Raw genomic sequence first — 16783 nt, 5'->3', positions numbered from 1 at the left:
ACCTGTGCGAAAGGCGGCCTCGGGGCCGCCTTTTTCATGTGCCGCTTCGATATCCTTCGGCCAAACAAAATTTGGCCGAAGTCTCGGGCCCTGCTATGAGCCGAGGGCGCTTGGTCCCACTCTGATCGGAAGGGCGCAACAGACCAACGATTTTCACGGCGAGAGACATAATGCATTTCAGAACGGTCCTGAGCGGCACGCTTGCGCTGCTGCTCGTATCAAGCATCGCCGCCCCGGCAAGCGAGACCGGGCAGCCAGCAGACAGCGGGTTCTCCTTCCACCTGCCGACGCTGGGTATTTTCGGCCAGAAGAAAAAGCCGGACCAGCAGCAGGTCGCGCAGCAGGATCCTGCCGGCGCCACCGGTTTGGAAGACCAACTGCGGCAGATGAACGGCAAGATCGAGGAACTCAATTTCCAGATCCTGCAGATGCAGGAGCAGATGCGCAAGCAGCAGGAAGACAACGAGTTCCGCTTCCAGCAGCTTGAAGGGGGCACCCAGGGGGCCCAGCAGCCGGCACAGAAGAAGTCGGACGCGGCGCCGGAGAATACCGACAACAGCGTCGCCGAGGCCCCGGCGACGCAGGCACCTGCCGATGCGGCCACGCCGCCGGCCGATGGCCAGAGCGTCGGCGAGGTCATCGTCGAATCGCAGACCGGCGATCCCGGCAAGGTGATCAACGGCGCGCCGCCGAAGACCTTCGGCACCATTACCGTCGACAAGAACGGCAACGTGGTCGAGGCCGGTGGCAACACGCAGGCGAGCGCGCCGGCGGAGTCGGCTGCTCCAGCCACCGAGGCTCCGGCAACCGGGCCCAAGGCCGACGGCACGGTGGTCGCGGCGCTGCCGTCCACCAACAATCCCGACGAACTCTATCGCAACTCCTACCAGTTCATCCTGTCGGGCGACTACGGCACCGCGGAGCAGGGTTTCCGCGACCACATCAGCCGCTTCCCCAAGGACGCCAAGGCGGCGGACGCGCATTACTGGCTGGGTGAATCGCTGCTCGGCCAGCAGAAATACCGCGACGCGGCCGAGATCTTCCTCGCTGCCAGCAAGGACTATCCGAAGGCCAAGAAGGCTCCCGACATGCTTTTGAAGCTCGGCGTATCGCTGGTCGGCCTGAAGCAGAACGACGTGGCCTGCGCCACTTTCGGTGAGATCGGCAAGCGCTATCCCGACCTTTCCAGCGCGCTCAAGGAACGTATCAAGCAGGAAAGGGCGCTCGCGGCGTGCTGACGCTCGATACCAGGCCTGACCTTACTGGGCCTGACCTTTCGGATTTTTCCAAGATCGACTTTACCAACGGCGCCATTGCAGCCGTATCCGGCGGCAGCGACTCGACCGCCCTCCTCCTTCTCCTCAAAAACCATCTCGACCGCACCGCGCCGGCCACCAGGCTGCTGGCGGTGACGATCGATCATGATCTGCGGCCTGGCGCGGCGGCGGAAGCGCGAGCCGTAGCCAGCCTCTGCGCCGAGCGCGGCATCGCGCATCGCACCCTTCGCTGGTCCGGACCAAAGCCGTCGAGCGGCCTGCCCGCCGCCGCGCGCGAGGCGCGCTATCGATTGCTGACGCAGGCCGCGCAAGAGGAAGGCATCGACCTGATCCTGACCGGCCATACCGCCGACGACCAGGCCGAGACCGTGCTGATGCGGCACGCGCGGGATGAGGGCCGAGGACTTGCCGAAATGGCAGGCCGCGGCCTCGCCGGGATGGCGCCGGCCACGCTCTACGATTGGCGGCATTGGATCGTCAGGCCGCTGCTCGGCATGCGGCGCGAAGCGCTGCGCGACATGCTGCGGCACCGCAATGCCGGCTGGGCCGAGGATCCAACCAATGTCGACGCGCATTTCGAACGGCCGCGCATCCGGGCCGCACTTGCCGGCGAGGACGGCGAGCGGCGTTTCGCGGAGCTGATCGCGCGGGCCGGGCAGGCTGGCGCCGAGCGCGAAGAACTCGGGCAGCGCGCAGCCGTGCTGATCCGTGACTTTGCCTGTTGTCCAGTCCCGGGGCTCGTCCGTTTGGATCCTGCATTTGCGGCATCTGGTGATGCCCCGGCTGCTGTCTACGCCATGCGCATCCTGCTGGCGACTATTGGCGGCGTATCCTTCCTGCCCGACGAGGCGCGCAGCCAGGCGCTGTTTTCCCGGCTGCGGGCCGGACCGCTTTGCGCCACATTGTCGCGGACGGTGGTCGACGCGCGGCGCGCCGGCATCTTCCTGCGCCGTGAAGCGCGCGGCCTGCCCCTGGCCGTGCCGGCGACCGGCGATGTCCTTTGGGACGGCCGTCGGCGTATCACATTGGGCGACAGCTCAGGCGCATTGTTGATCGCGCCGCTCGGACAGGCCGCGGCTGCAAAGCGGGATATTGCCGAAGACGGCATACCGTCCAGCCTTGCGCGCGCCGCGCTGGCCGCCGAGCCGGCGCTGTGGCGTGGAGCCGAATGCCTGGGTTTTGCGGGCGACAGCGGCGTGCCGACCACGGTCGGCTTGTCTCCCGTCGTGGCACCCTTTGCCCGCTTCCTGCCGTCCTTCGATCTGGCACCCGCCGCTGCCGTTGCCGGGCTGATCGGCGCGGCGCCGCTACCGGCCCTGCCTTTCCGCGGCCATAGTGCCGGGCGATGATGGGGCGAAAGCTTAACCCAGACGTGCTGTTATGCTTGGCAAGGGGAGGCGCTCTCCCTATGTTAGGCTCAAGCTTCCTCTCATCATGTGTGTCCGCGTGCGGGCGCTAACGGGACATTAGATGAATCCGAATTATCGCAACCTCGCGCTCTGGGCGATCATAGCGGTCCTGCTCATCGCCCTGTTCAACCTGTTCCAGACGCCGCAGACGCGGGGCGCCTCGAGCGATGTGCCGTATTCGCAGTTCCTGCAGGATGTCGCGGCGGGCCGGGTCAAGACGGTGACGATCGCCGGCGCGCGCATCTCCGGCACCTACACCGACAGTTCGACCGGCTTCCAGACCTATTCGCCCGGCGACCCTTCGCTGGTCACGCGGCTGCAGGACAAGAACGTCACCATCAATGCCCGGCCTGAATCCGACGGTTCCAACTCGCTGTTCGGCTACCTGATCTCCTGGCTGCCGATGATCCTGATCCTTGGCGTCTGGATATTCTTCATGCGCCAGATGCAGTCGGGCTCCGGCCGCGCCATGGGCTTCGGCAAGTCGAAGGCCAAGCTTCTGACCGAAGCGCATGGCCGCGTCACCTTCCAAGACGTCGCCGGCGTCGACGAAGCCAAGGAAGACCTGGAAGAGATCGTCGAATTCCTGCGCGATCCGCAAAAGTTCCAGCGCCTCGGCGGCAAGATTCCGCGCGGCGTGCTTCTGGTCGGCCCTCCCGGCACCGGCAAGACGCTGCTCGCCCGTTCGGTCGCCGGCGAAGCCAACGTGCCGTTCTTCACCATTTCCGGTTCGGACTTCGTCGAGATGTTCGTCGGCGTCGGCGCGAGCCGTGTCCGTGACATGTTCGACCAGGCCAAGAAGAATGCGCCCTGCATCATCTTCATCGACGAAATCGACGCCGTTGGCCGCCATCGCGGTGCCGGCCTCGGCGGCGGCAATGACGAGCGCGAACAGACGCTGAACCAGCTGCTGGTCGAGATGGACGGTTTCGAATCCAACGAAAGCATCATCCTGATCGCCGCGACCAACCGGCCCGACGTGCTCGATCCGGCGCTGTTGCGTCCGGGTCGCTTCGACCGTCAGGTGGTGGTGCCGAACCCCGACATCGTCGGCCGCGAGAAGATCCTCAAGGTGCATGTGCGCAACGTGCCGCTGGCGCCGAACGTCGACCTCAAGGTCATCGCGCGCGGCACGCCGGGCTTTTCCGGTGCCGACCTGATGAACCTCGTCAACGAATCCGCGCTGATGGCGGCGCGGCGCAACAAGCGCCTCGTCACCATGGCCGAGTTCGAGGACGCCAAGGACAAGATCATGATGGGCGCCGAGCGCCGCTCGTCGGCGATGACGCAGGCCGAGAAGGAACTGACCGCCTATCACGAAGCCGGCCACGCCATCCTGGCGCTGAACGTGCCGTCCGCCGATCCGCTGCACAAGGCGACCATCATTCCGCGCGGTCGTGCGCTTGGCATGGTCATGCAGTTGCCGGAAGGCGACCGCTATTCGATGAGCTACAAATACATGGTCTCGCGTCTTGCGATCATGATGGGCGGCCGCGTCGCCGAGGAGTTCAAGTTCGGCAAGGAGAACATCACCTCGGGCGCCTCCTCGGACATCGAGCAGGCAACCAAGCTGGCGCGCGCCATGGTCACGCGCTGGGGCTTCTCCGACAAGCTCGGCCATGTCGCCTATGGCGACAACCAGGAAGAGGTCTTCCTCGGCCACTCGGTGGCGCGCACGCAGAACATCTCGGAAGAGACGGCGCAGATCATCGATGCCGAAGTGCGCCGGCTGATCGACGACGCCTATTCGACGGCGAAAGCCGTGCTGACCAAGAAGAAGAAGGAATGGATCGCGCTGGCGCAGGGGCTGCTCGAATACGAGACGCTCACCGGCGAGGAGATCAAGCAGCTGATCGCCGGCCACAAGCCGGCCCGCGACCTCGGCGACGATACGCCGCCGAGCCGTGGCTCGGCCGTGCCGAAAGCCGGCACCGGCGGCCGCCGCAAGAAGGGCCCAGAGCCCGAAGGCGGCATGGAGCCCCAGCCTTCGAGCTGAGGTTCGGGCAAAAGGGGTGATTTCGAGAACGCCGTGGCTGGCCCGCGGCGTTTTTGTTTGGAGGACTGGTTGCCGATCATTGGCGACCGTCGATTGCTCCGTTCAGAGGTATCGCACACGTTGAAGATTGGCCGAGGTCTTTGCACCTCGTCATCCTGGGCGAAGCAGGGAGCGAAGCGACGCGGCGCAGACCCCAGGATTGTTTGAGAAGGATCAGGTAGTTTGGCGGCCAGGACTGCAGGCCCATCACAGCCGGCAGTCCCGGCGGCAGGCGACCGTCCCTAGGATCGGGTAACACCCGACGTCATCAAGGTCCCTGCTTGTCCGCCATCGCTTGGAGAGTTGATTGGGCCGCTGGCGCTGCCACGCCCGCAAACAATCCGAAGCCTGACAAGGATACCACCAGCATGGCCTGCTTGCATCAACAGCCGCAGCGGTGCCTCGGTTTCGATATCGCCTAGGACACCATCACCATCGCCGACGGCACCACCACCCATGTCATCGACAACCAGCGGCGCGCGATCCGCGCCTTCCTCAAGAGCCATAAGCATGCAGACCTCGTGGTCTGCAAACCGACCGGCGGCCATGAAGGCCTGCTGCTCGAAGAGTGCTTGCGCGCCGGCATCGCCTGCCATCGCGCCGACACGCTCAAGGTCAAGAGCTCCGCTCCTACCGTGACGGCTTAGTCCCTCAGAGTTGATGACGAAGGCGTGGTGGCACGCGGCCAAGCTCATAGATGTTGGAAGCTGGTGGCAGGGATCATCCGCAGCCTCCGTTAGCTTAATCAAAAAGCAGTCAAATCCTCTGTTCAGAGGAACTGTCGCGCAAACAAAAACCCCGCGGCCTGGAAGGTCCGCGGGGTTCTTGATCAGGCTCGAAGTTTCGCGATCAGCTCTTCAGCTTAGCGTTGCAGAGGCTGTAGAAGCCGCCGCCCTTCTGGATCCACTTCAGGCCGCCCAACGTGTTGGCGTCCTTGTTGGCATAGTACAGTTCGAGGCAGGTGTGCATGCGGCCCTTGGCAGGGGTCTCGCCGGCAAACTTCTTCGAAATCGCCGTCGGGAACTTGACGCCCCCGGGCGCGGCAACCGTCGGCTTCTCGGGGTCGCTGGTGTAGGTCGCCTCGTCGGTGGCCGGCACGGTGTCGTCGTCGGAGGCGGAAGCACCGCACTCGCTCTTGCGGAAGTCGTTCCACTTCTTGCCGCCCAGCGAGTTGCTTGCCTTGGCCGCCTGATACTTGGTGCTGCAATCGACCATGCTCAGGCCCTTGCCGTCTTCGGCGGCTGCCTTGGTCGTTGCCTTGGCGGGTTCCGCCGCGGCCGTGGCGCCGGCGGCGCATTCGGTCTTGCGGAAGTCGTTCCACTTCATGCCGTTCAGGGTGCCGGCGGCCTTGGCGGCCTGGTACTTGGTGCTGCATTCCTTCGCCGTCAGACCCTTGGCCGCATCGTCGTCACTGGCCGCGGCGGCCTTGGTTGTCGCCTTGGCGGGCTCGGCTGCGGCCGTGGCGCCGGCGGCGCATTCGGTCTTGCGGAAGTCGTTCCACTTCATGCCGTTCAGGGTGCCGGCGGCCTTGGCGGCCTGGTACTTGGTGCTGCATTCCTTCGCCGTCAGACCCTTGGCCGCATCGTCGCCACTGGCAGCAGCAGCGTTAGTGTCGGCCTTGGTCGTCTTCTTGGCCGGCTTGGTGTCGGTCGTCGCCGCCGCGTCGGTGCTGCACTCGGCCTTGCGGAACTGGTTCCACGTCTGCCCGCCAAGTGTTCCCGCATCTTTGGCCGCGTTATACTTGGTGCTACACTCTGCCATGGTCAGCGCGTTGGCCGGCGCCGCCAGGAACAGGGTTGCGACGGCAAGGCCCGTCAGTGTTGCAAGTCTGTGGATGAGCATGGCGTTTCTCCGTTGCTGCCGCCCAAGATGTCCCTTTGCGGAATCAATAGCTCTCAACGACCGGTTGCGCCAGATGCTAGCTGGCGCGGACGTCGCCGGAAACTGGGTTCTGCCGACAAGGTGATGAAATCGTTGCGGACCAAGGCCGCCGGGCCAAGAGTTGCCTGGCGAATCCGTGCCGTTCTGCCCGCCGCGACTGGTCTATTGTGGCGAGACAGTGTCATCGTGGTAGACTGACGAATCGCTTGAATTACCCGCAACAATGATTTTCTAAGGAATCGTAATACATAATCACACAATGTGATGCTCGGACGCAGCCCAATTGTGGCAATACGGGCGGCTGAAAAATCGACGGGGACCAAGGCAGGTATGGCAGGGCAGTATTTCGGCACCGACGGCATTCGCGGACGCGCCAACAAATTTCCGATGACGGCGGAGATCGCCATGCGGGTCGGCATGGCCGCCGGCCTGTCGTTCCAGCGCGGCAGCCATCGCCACCGCGTGGTACTCGGCAAGGACACCAGGCTTTCCGGCTACATGATCGAGAACGCGATGGTGTCGGGCCTGTGCGCCGCCGGCATGGACGTGTTCCTGCTCGGTCCTATTCCGACGCCCGCGGTTGCCATGCTGGTGCGTTCGCTGCGCGCCGATATCGGCGTGATGATCTCGGCCTCGCACAACCCCTATTACGACAACGGTATCAAGCTGTTCGGCCCCGACGGCTACAAGCTCTCCGACGAGATCGAGGAGCGCATCGAAGGGATGCTCGACAAGGATATAGAGCTGGCGCTTGCCGATTCCGATGGGCTTGGCCGCGCCAAGCGCGTCGACGGCGTGCACGACCGCTATATCGAATTCGCCAAACGCACCTTGCCGCGCTCGATGTCGCTGTCGGGACTCAGGATCGTCGTCGATTGTGCCAATGGCGCCGCCTACAAGGTGGCGCCCGAGGCGCTGTGGGAACTCGGCGCCGAGGTGGTGGCCATCAATGTCGAGCCCAACGGTTTCAACATCAACAAGGAATGCGGCTCGACCCATCCGGCCGGACTGCAGAAGAAGGTGCATGAGGTGCGCGCCGATATCGGCATCGCGCTCGACGGCGACGCCGACCGCGTCGTCATCGTCGATGAGAACGGCACGATCGTCGATGGCGACCAGATCATGGCGCTGATCGCCGAGTCCTGGCACCAGAGCGGGCGGCTGGCCGGCGGCGGCGTCGTCTCCACGGTGATGTCCAATCTCGGCCTTGAGCGCTTCCTTGGCGACATGAAGCTGCAACTGCACCGCACCAAGGTGGGCGACCGCTATGTCGTCGAGCATATGCGCGCGCATGGGTTGAATGTCGGCGGCGAGCAATCGGGCCACATCGTGCTCTCCGACTTCTCGACCACGGGCGACGGCCTGGTCTCAGCGCTGCAGGTGCTGGCCTGCATCAAGCGACAGAACCGGCCGGTCAGCGAACTGTCGAAGAAGTTCGAGGCGGTGCCGCAGCTTTTGAAGAATGTGCGTATCGCCGGCGGCAAGCCGCTCGAGGAGGCGCCGGTCAAGGCGGCGATCGAGGATGCCCGCCACCGCCTCGGCAAGGCCGGGCGACTGGTCATCCGTCCTTCCGGCACCGAGCCGCTGATCCGCGTCATGGCCGAGGGCGACGATCCGCAACTGGTCGAGGCGGTCGTCAACGACATCGTCGGCATCATTTCCGAGACCCGCAGCGCCGCCTGACCCCTGGCGCGTCCGAGAGGGCGCGGCGGCGCAAAAAAGCGTCTGTTCCAGAGTTGCAAAGGCCCGCCTCCAGGCGGGCCTTTTTGTGTTTCCGCAACAGCCTGTTGCCCGGGGCAAACATGCTGTACTTCTAAAATTCTATAGATTCGTGGTTAATCGATACGGTTAAACGCCTTTTAACCTTTGCAATTCATTATCCACGCCGAGGTCAATCACATTCGGGCGGATTCGTCGTTCCGAGGCTTCTTAGGGGTGACAAGCATGTTCAATGCAGCAAGAATGGCACTGTTCGCCGCGCTGTTGGCGGGCGTGGCCGGACCGGTCTTCGCCGCCGATTTCGTGGAACCGCCCGTGGTCGAGCAGGCGCCGCCGCAGGTGGCCTATCAAGAACCGGCCGATTTTGGCGGCTGGTACATTCGCGGCGACATCGACTATCACTGGTCGAATTTGGGTAGCATCGACTACATCACGTACGGCCCGCCGCCCGGCACCAACGATTTCGATTTCGGCGACCTAAAGGGCGGGTTCTCGCTCGGCGGCGGCATTGGCTACAAGGTCAACGACTACTTCCGTACTGATCTAACTGCCGACTACTGGTTCAAGTCAGACTTCAACGGCCAGACCTCGGATCTCGTCACGACATCGACCGAGGTTTCGAAAATGAGCGCCTTCCTGCTGCTGGCAAACGCGTATGCCGATCTCGGCACCTATCACGGGATCACGCCTTATATCGGCGCCGGCATCGGCGGCGCGCGCATCAAGTGGGACACGGTCCGCGATCCTAACACCACCGAGACCAACCCCGGGTCGACCAACTGGCGTTTTGCCTACGCGCTTATGGCGGGCGCTTCCTATTGCTTGACCGACAAGATCATCCTCGATGCAGGCTACCGCTTCAGCCACATCCAGGGCGGCCGCATGTTTGAGTTTGATACTACCAGCTCGGGTCCAGGCTTCGACGACGGTATCAGCACGAACGAGGTACGCGGCGGTCTGCGCTATCAGTTCGGCGGCAACAATGGGTGCGCAGCGCCTGTGGTTGCTTATCAACCGGAGCCGGTCTACACCAAGTAGGCGCTGAGAAATCCAGGAGTTCCTCAACCGTCCGGCTCTGCCGGGCGGTTTTCGTTTGAGCTTTTGCCTGCGACGAAGGCCCCTTCGAAATCAATTCGCTAACGCTCTGTTATCCTTAACCGGCACTTAACCACTATGGTTAACAATGCTTCCTGAAACGGCGCGTGCGATTGCAATGCGCGCCAAGTTCGGGAGCCTGGGGACCATGGTACTCAAATCGCGTATAGCGCTGGCGCTTGCCGCAATCGTGCTGATGCCGGTGACGCAGGCGTCGTCGGCCGACTACGATCCGCCCATCTATGTCGACCAGGCACCCGACTATGTGCCGGTCGAGGTCGGTTCGGGATGGTATCTGCGCGGCGATCTGGGTTACGCGTTCAGCCATCCGTTCGATCAACAGACAACGGCGAGCGGATCGACCACTTTCACGTCCGACAGCAGCCTTTTCACGGGCAGTATCGGCATGGGTTATCACATCAACGACTATCTTCGGGTCGAACTCAACGGCGGAATTCTGCCGACCAACGAATTCGGCGACCATGCACTGGTGCCAAGCGGGTGCGCCGGCACGACGAACAGCCTGTTTCCGGACGGGGCTGGCGGCTTCATCATTGTTCCCACGGCTACGACCCAGGATTGCGAGGCCTCAAACTACGGCACCAACAAGGGTTACAGCGTGATGGCCAATGGCTATGTGGACCTCGGCACCTATGTAGGCATCACACCCTATATCGGTGGCGGCGTCGGTATTGCCTACAACAAGTATTTCAAGACCCAGGGCGAGCGCGATTGCATTCCGATCGATCCCGATCCGACGTCGGGCGCGGGTGGCTTCCAGTGTAACGATCCGGCTGGATACAGCGGGTCGGAAGACTCAGAGGCCAAATACAATCTCGCTTATTCGATCGGCGCCGGCCTGTCCTATCAAGTGAGCAAGAACGTCTCGGTTGACCTGGGCTACGAGTATTTCTCGATCCCAAGCGCCAAATATGTCGCCTATGATGACGGCGCGTTCGGCATTCACAAAGGCATTAATTATCAGACGGTCAAACTCGGCCTGCGCTACGATCTCTGGTAGGCGCGCAATGAAGCCCAAGGAATCGACGGCGAGCCTCGGGCTCGCCGTTTGCTTTATGCGCCTAAGACTGCATGGCGCGCGAGTATCCCGCCAGCGACAAAAACTTTCCTCTTGACGCCGGAAGCCCGAACGCATATCGCCGTCCGTGGGCCACCCCTCCCCAACGAGGGGCCACTATCTGGAAGGATAGACCACGATGACGACGCTTACGAACCCCGGACTCCGTCCGGCAAACCCCAATTTCTCCTCAGGTCCCTGCGCAAAGCGCCCCGGCTGGTCGGTCGAGGCACTCCAGAATGCCGCGCTCGGACGTTCCCATCGCGCCAAGATCGGCAAGACCAAGCTCGAACAGGCGATCGAGCTGACGCGCGAGATCCTGCAGGTCCCAGCGGATTACCGGATCGGCATCGTGCCGGCGTCGGACACCGGCGCGGTCGAGATGGCGCTGTGGTCGCTGCTCGGCGAGCGCGGCGTCGACATGGTCGCCTGGGAGAGCTTCGGCTCCGGCTGGGTCACCGATGTGGTCAAGCAGCTGAAGCTCGCTGACGTGCGCAGGATCGAAGCCGGCTACGGCGAACTGCCTGATGTGGCGAAGGTCGACTTCGACCGTGACGTGGTCTTCACCTGGAACGGCACGACATCGGGCGTGCGGGTGCCGAACGGCGATTTCATCCCGGCCGATCGCAAAGGCCTGACCATCTGCGACGCGACGTCGGCGGCCTTCGCACAAAGGCTCGATTTCCAAAAGCTCGATGTCGTCACCTTCTCCTGGCAGAAGGTGCTGGGCGGCGAGGGCGCGCACGGCATGCTGATCCTCAGCCCGCGCGCCGTCGAGCGGCTGGAGACCTACAAGCCGGCCTGGCCGCTGCCGAAAATCTTCCGCCTGACCTCGGGCGGCAAGCTGATCGAAGGCATCTTCAAGGGCGAGACCATCAACACGCCGTCGATGCTGTGCGTCGAGGATTATCTGGACGCGCTGCAGTGGGCGAAGTCGATCGGCGGCCTCCACGCCCTGATCGCCCGCGCCGACGCCAATGCCGCGGTGCTCGATCGCTTCGTCGCCAAGTCCTCGTGGCTCGGACACCTGGCCGTGGAGCCGGCGACGCGATCGAACACCTCCGTCTGTCTTTCCTTCACCGATCCGGATGTCGCAGCACTCGATGCTGACGGCCAGGCGGCGTTCGCCAAGGGCCTGGTCTCAGCGCTCGACAAGGAAGGCGTCGCCTACGATGTCGGCGCCTATCGCGACGCACCGCCCGGCCTGCGCATCTGGTGCGGCGCGACGGTCGAGGCCTCCGATCTCGAAGCATTGCTGCCCTGGCTCGACTGGGCCTTTGCTTTGCAGAAGGCATCGCTGAAAGCGGCCGCCTGAGTTTCATTGCGCGGCGGCCTTCGGGCCGCCGATTCCCGTACGGATCAATCCCATTTTCAAGGAGGCCGCCATGGCGCCCCGCGTTCTCGTCTCAGACAAACTTTCCACCACCGCCGTGCAGATATTCAAGGACCGTGGCGTCGAGGTCGATTACCTGCCCGACCTCGGCAAGGACAAGGAAAAGCTCGCTGAAGTGATCGGCCAGTATGATGGCCTCGCCATCCGTTCGGCGACCAAGGTCACCGAAAAGCTGATCAATGCCGCCACCAATCTGAAGGTAGTCGGCCGCGCCGGCATCGGCGTCGACAATGTCGACATCCCGGCGGCGAGCCGCAGGGGCATCATCGTGATGAACACGCCCTTCGGCAATTCGATCACCACGGCCGAGCACGCGGTTGCCATGATCTTCGCGCTGGCGCGCCAGATCCCGGAGGCCAATGCCTCCACCCATGCCGGCAAATGGGAAAAGAACCGTTTCATGGGCATCGAGATCACCGGCAAGACGCTGGGCGTGATCGGCTGCGGCAATATCGGTTCCATCGTCGCTACACGCGGCGTCGGGCTGAAGATGCATGTCATCGCCTTCGACCCGTTCCTGTCGGACAGCCGTGCGGAAGAACTTGGCGTCGTGAAGGTCGAACTGGACGAGCTGTTCGCCCGTGCCGATTTCATCACGCTGCACACACCGCTGACCGACAAGACGCGCGACATCATCGACGCGTCGGCGATCGCCAAGATGAAGGACGGGGTGCGCATCATCAATTGCGCGCGCGGCGGCCTGATCGTCGAGGCCGATCTGGTGGCGGCGCTGAAGAGCGGCAAAGTGGCCGGCGCCGGCATCGACGTGTTCGAGGTCGAACCGGCGGAGAGGAATGAGCTGTTCGGCATGGACAATGTCGTGGCGACGCCGCATCTCGGCGCCTCGACCACGGAGGCGCAGGAGAACGTCGCGCTACAGGTGGCCGAGCAGATGGCCGACTATTTGATCAAGGGCGCCGTTTCCAACGCCATCAACATGCCGTCGATCACCGCCGAGGAAGCGCCGCGGCTGAAGCCTTTCGTCAAGCTCGCCGAAGTGCTCGGCGCCTTTGTCGGCCAGGTCACCGAGGATCCGATCAAGGAGGTCGAGATCCTGTTCGACGGCTCGACCGCGACGATGAACACGCGCGCGCTGATCAGCGCCACCCTTGCCGGCCTGATCCGGCCGCAGGTCTCCGACGTCAACATGGTATCGGCGCCGATCATGGTGAAGGAGCGCGGCATCATCGTCGCCGAGGTCAAGCGCGACAAATCGGGCGTGTTCGACGGCTACATCAAGCTGACCGTCAAGACCGAGCACAAGACGCGCTCGATCGCCGGCACCTGCTTCTCCGACGGCAAACCGCGCTTCATCCAGATCAAGGGCATCAATCTCGACGCCGAGGTCGGCCAGCACATGCTCTACACGACCAATGCCGACGCACCCGGCATCATCGGCCTGCTCGGCACGGTGTGCGGCGAGAACGGCGTCAACATCGCCAACTTCCAGCTTGGCCGCAACCGGCCCGGCGGCGATGCCATCGCGCTGCTCTATCTCGATGCGCCGTTCCCGGAAAAGGTGCTGGAACAGGTGCGGGCGCACAAGTCGATCGACTCGGCCAAGCGGCTGCGGTTCGACGTCGGCAGTGCCTGACCTGATTCCAGCAAAGCTTTATCGAAGGCGCGGTTCCGTCCGCGCCTTTCTGTTTTTGCGGCGGCTCCTCAAGTAAATGATGCGGAAGGCGAAAATTGTTGTGCCTCAGGCCGTTTCCAGCGGCAAAGAATGGTCGCATCGGCCTGCTCTTGACGCTATAGAGGCCTGTCGTTTCAAGGCCGCCGGTCGGCATCTCAAGGGAAAAGAAACATGGCCAATGTGGTGGTCGTCGGCTCGCAGTGGGGCGACGAAGGCAAGGGCAAGATCGTCGACTGGCTGTCGGAACGGGCGGACGTCGTCGTGCGCTTCCAGGGCGGCCACAATGCCGGCCACACGCTGGTCGTCGACGGCAAGGTCTACAAACTGTCGCTGCTGCCGTCCGGCGTGGTGCGGCAAGGCAAGCTGTCGATCATCGGCAATGGCGTGGTCTTCGACCCGCACGCCTTCGTCGCCGAGGTGGCGAAACTGAAGGCGCAAGGCGTGGAGGTGACGCCGGATCGCCTGAAAATAGCCGAAAACACCGCGCTTATCCTGTCGCTGCACCGGGAGCTGGACGGATTCCGCGAGGACGCCGCCTCCAATTCCGGAACGAAGATTGGCACGACCCGCCGCGGCATCGGCCCTGCCTACGAGGACAAGGTGGGCCGTCGCGCGGTCAGGGTGATGGATCTGGCGGATTTGGAAACGCTTCCCTTGAAGGTCGACAGGCTGCTGACGCACCACAATGCGCTGCGCCGCGGGCTCGGCCATGCCGAGGTCACGCATGACGCGATCATGGGCGAGCTGACTTCGGTCGCCGACGAAATCCTGCCCTATATGGACCGGGTCTGGAAGGTTCTCGACGACCGGCGCCGCGCCGGCGAACGCATCCTGTTCGAGGGCGCGCAAGGCACGCTGCTCGACATCGACCACGGCACCTATCCGTTCGTCACCTCGTCCAATACCGTGGCCGGCCAGGCGGCGGCCGGCGCCGGCGTCGGCCCCGGTGCCATCGGCTATGTGCTCGGCATCACCAAGGCCTACACGACGCGTGTCGGCGAAGGCCCGTTCCCGACCGAGCAGAAGAACGAGATCGGCGAATTTCTCGGCACGCGCGGCCATGAATTCGGCGTGGTCACCGGCCGCAAGCGCCGCTGCGGCTGGTTCGACGCCGTGCTGGTGCGCCAGGCGGTCGCTGTCAACGGCATCAAGGGCATCGCGCTGACCAAGCTCGACGTGCTCGATGGGCTGGACGAGATCAAGGTCTGCACCGGCTACCGTCTCGACGGCGAGACGATCGACTATCTGCCGGCCAGCCAGGGCGCGCAGGCCCGCGTCGAACCGGTCTACGAGACGCTGGAGGGGTGGAAAGGCACCACCGCCGGTGCGCGCAGCTGGAACGATCTGCCGGCCCAGGCGGTCAAATATGTCCGTTACATCGAAGAGCTGATCGGCGCGCCGGTAGCACTCCTTTCCACCAGCCCGGAACGGGACGATACGATACTTGTGACCGATCCGTTTCAAGACTAGTTTCTGAGCCTTTCCGGGCATTGCGGCTGATTTGCGGGGGCCGGTCCGGGAACAAAATACAGGTCGACTGACGCATGGCAGATTTCGTTGCTGTTCTGAAAAAGACGATCGACGGTCTCGGTGAGAACACACCGGAGATTCGCGCAAGGGTCTACGACAAGGCCCGGGCGACGATCGCGAAGAAGCTTGCGGATCACGTTCCGCCTTTGGCTCCGTCGGTCGCCGACCAGCAGAAGCGCACGCTTGAAGATGCCATTTCCAGCGTCGAGCGGAACTACGCCAAGAGCGTGCCTGCCGCCGACCCGCTGGCGGAGCTGGAGCACATCTTCTCGTCCATAGACCGCAACAAGAACCAGCCGAGCCACACTCGGCAACCGGCAAAGACGGAACCGACCTGGCCGCCGCCGCCTATGGCCCAGCCGGAACCCGCGAAGTCGGAGACCTTCAGGCCAGCGCCGCCCGCTGCCAAGGCAGAACCGAGCTGGCAGAAGGCGCCGCAGACGCCGCCATTCGACAATGCCGATACCCGCCTTCCGGGGATGGACGCGTCGGCGCCGAACGGCCAGGACGACGTCTTTGCCAATGACGAGCAACCGGCGGCGGCGGACACGTTCCAGCGCTTGCGCCCCGCTGTGCGCAAACGCAGCTATGGCGGGCTGATTGCGACCGCGGCCGTGCTGCTGGTGATTGCCGGCGGCGGATACGGCATCTGGCTGAACAAGGACGCGTTCGGCTCGATGTTCGGCCCTAGCGGGTCGAAGACCGTCACCACCGAGCCGCTGGTGAAACCGGCGGCCCCGGCCAAGCCGGCGGCCGATGCCGCGGCACCGCCGGCGGCGGGCGCCACCGACACCGCCGAGACAACCAAGTTCACCCAGCGCCTGACGCCCGAGGGCAAGGAGACCGATCCCGGTCCGGCCGCCGGACAAAGCGGCATAGGCGAAGGCGAATCCGTCGCCGCGTTGACCACGCCGCCACCGGTCACGCCACCTTCGACCGCGCCATCTTCGGCCACTCCGGCGCCCGCGCCAGCTGGTCAACCGGCTGCAGCCGCAGGCGCTCCCGCAGTGCCCGCACCCGCAACAACGCCGCCAGCCGACGGTGCCGCGCCGCCCGCAGCACCGGCTGACGCGACTGCCGCCGCTCCAACTGCGCCGGCGGCTGGCACCACACCGGCCGCGCCTGCCGCGCCGGCGGCCGCGCCCGCCGAGACCGCGCTGCCGGTCGGCCAGAAAGCGATCTTCTACGAAGAGCGCACCAGCACCGCGCAAGGCTCGGCCGAGCCCGGCAACATCGTCTGGTCTCTGGTGCAGGAATCGCCCGGCGGTGACCTGCCGCCCGAGCCGGCGATCCGGGCCGAAGCGACCATTCCGGGCAAGGACATCCAGCTGCGCATGACGATCAGGCGCAACACCGACCAGACGCTGCCGGCCAGCCACATCATCGAGATGATCTTCCTGACGCCGGAAGGCTTTGACGGCGGCGGCGTCGACAACATCCTGCGCATCGCTATGAAGAGCTCGGAGCAGGATGCCGGCAGCCCGCTGATCGGCATCCCGGCCAAGATCGCCGACGGCTTCTTCCTCGTCGCGCTCAACGACACCAAGGCGGATGAGGACGCCAACCTGACCCTGCTCCGCGGCCAGGACTGGATCGACGTGCCGGTTGTCTACAAGACTGGACGGCGGGCGCTGCTGACCATGGAGAAGGGCATCCCCGGCGAGAAGGTATTCGATGAGGCGCTGAAGGCCTGGCAGGCCAAGACGTCGGGCTGAGCAAGGCTCGGCCCGACA

Annotated in this window: 12 protein-coding genes; 10 read left to right on the top strand and 2 right to left on the bottom strand. The window is 64.1% G+C overall.

The window, feature by feature from the left end:
* The first annotated feature begins 170 nt into the window (after window positions 1-170).
* The 3 genes from ybgF (at window position 171) to ftsH (ending at window position 4682) form a co-directional block, all read left to right on the top strand.
* Entirely contained in the window at window positions 171-1238 is a 1068-nt protein-coding gene (ybgF, locus tag ACSQ3Z_RS01255; RefSeq protein ID WP_436169597.1) for a tol-pal system protein YbgF, read from the top strand.
* Window positions 1232-2626 (top strand): tRNA lysidine(34) synthetase TilS, encoded by a 1395-nt coding sequence (tilS, locus tag ACSQ3Z_RS01250; protein ID WP_436169596.1) that lies wholly within the window; start codon window positions 1232-1234, stop codon window positions 2624-2626. Before ybgF ends, tilS begins: the two co-directional genes overlap by 7 nt.
* A 121-nt stretch (window positions 2627-2747) precedes the next feature.
* The gene (gene ftsH / locus ACSQ3Z_RS01245; RefSeq protein WP_006200109.1) at window positions 2748-4682 is read left to right on the top strand and encodes an ATP-dependent zinc metalloprotease FtsH; all 1935 of its coding nucleotides are present in this window, start codon (window positions 2748-2750) and stop codon (window positions 4680-4682) included.
* Window positions 4683-4963: 281 nt separating this feature from the next.
* Here the strand turns inward: ftsH and ACSQ3Z_RS01240 are convergent, their stop codons facing one another.
* Together ACSQ3Z_RS01240 and ACSQ3Z_RS01235 are read right to left on the bottom strand one after the other, a co-directional pair.
* Window positions 4964-5317: a hypothetical protein gene (locus ACSQ3Z_RS01240; RefSeq protein ID WP_436169595.1), complete on the bottom strand. Its 354-nt coding sequence runs from the start codon at window positions 5315-5317 to the stop codon at window positions 4964-4966.
* A gap of 253 nt (window positions 5318-5570) precedes the next feature.
* Window positions 5571-6227 (bottom strand): hypothetical protein, encoded by a 657-nt coding sequence (locus ACSQ3Z_RS01235; protein WP_436171806.1) that lies wholly within the window; start codon window positions 6225-6227, stop codon window positions 5571-5573.
* Between the two features lie 705 nt (window positions 6228-6932).
* On the opposite strand from ACSQ3Z_RS01235, the gene glmM reads away from it, so the two are divergent.
* The 7 genes from glmM to ACSQ3Z_RS01200 all read left to right on the top strand — a co-directional run bounded on the left by glmM (window position 6933) and on the right by ACSQ3Z_RS01200 (window position 16765).
* Window positions 6933-8285: a phosphoglucosamine mutase gene (glmM, locus tag ACSQ3Z_RS01230; protein WP_436169594.1), complete on the top strand. Its 1353-nt coding sequence runs from the start codon at window positions 6933-6935 to the stop codon at window positions 8283-8285.
* Window positions 8286-8546: 261 nt separating this feature from the next.
* Window positions 8547-9359, top strand: a complete 813-nt coding sequence (locus ACSQ3Z_RS01225; protein ID WP_436169593.1) for an outer membrane protein — start codon at window positions 8547-8549, stop codon at window positions 9357-9359.
* Window positions 9360-9564: 205 nt separating this feature from the next.
* Window positions 9565-10437 carry an outer membrane protein gene (locus ACSQ3Z_RS01220; protein ID WP_436169592.1) on the top strand — a complete coding sequence of 291 codons (873 nt, stop codon included), beginning with the start codon at window positions 9565-9567 and terminating at the stop codon, window positions 10435-10437.
* A 196-nt stretch (window positions 10438-10633) separates the two neighbouring features.
* The gene (locus tag ACSQ3Z_RS01215) at window positions 10634-11809 is read left to right on the top strand and encodes a phosphoserine transaminase (RefSeq protein WP_436169591.1); all 1176 of its coding nucleotides are present in this window, start codon (window positions 10634-10636) and stop codon (window positions 11807-11809) included.
* Between the two features lie 70 nt (window positions 11810-11879).
* A complete protein-coding gene (gene serA, locus ACSQ3Z_RS01210) occupies window positions 11880-13481 on the top strand; it encodes a phosphoglycerate dehydrogenase (protein ID WP_436169590.1) in 1602 nt (533 codons plus the stop codon).
* Between the two features lie 210 nt (window positions 13482-13691).
* Window positions 13692-14990, top strand: coding sequence for an adenylosuccinate synthase (locus ACSQ3Z_RS01205; protein WP_436169589.1), 1299 nt, complete (start codon window positions 13692-13694; stop codon window positions 14988-14990).
* A gap of 74 nt (window positions 14991-15064) precedes the next feature.
* On the top strand, window positions 15065-16765 hold the full coding sequence (locus ACSQ3Z_RS01200; RefSeq protein WP_436169588.1) for a hypothetical protein: 1701 nt from the start codon (window positions 15065-15067) through the stop codon (window positions 16763-16765).
* The last annotated feature ends 18 nt before the right edge of the window (window positions 16766-16783 follow it).

The sequence above is a fragment of the Mesorhizobium sp. LjNodule214 genome (assembly GCF_964252735.1).
Taxonomy (GTDB): Bacteria; Pseudomonadota; Alphaproteobacteria; order Rhizobiales; family Rhizobiaceae; genus Mesorhizobium.
This window is presented reverse-complemented; position numbering and strand designations above follow the sequence as displayed.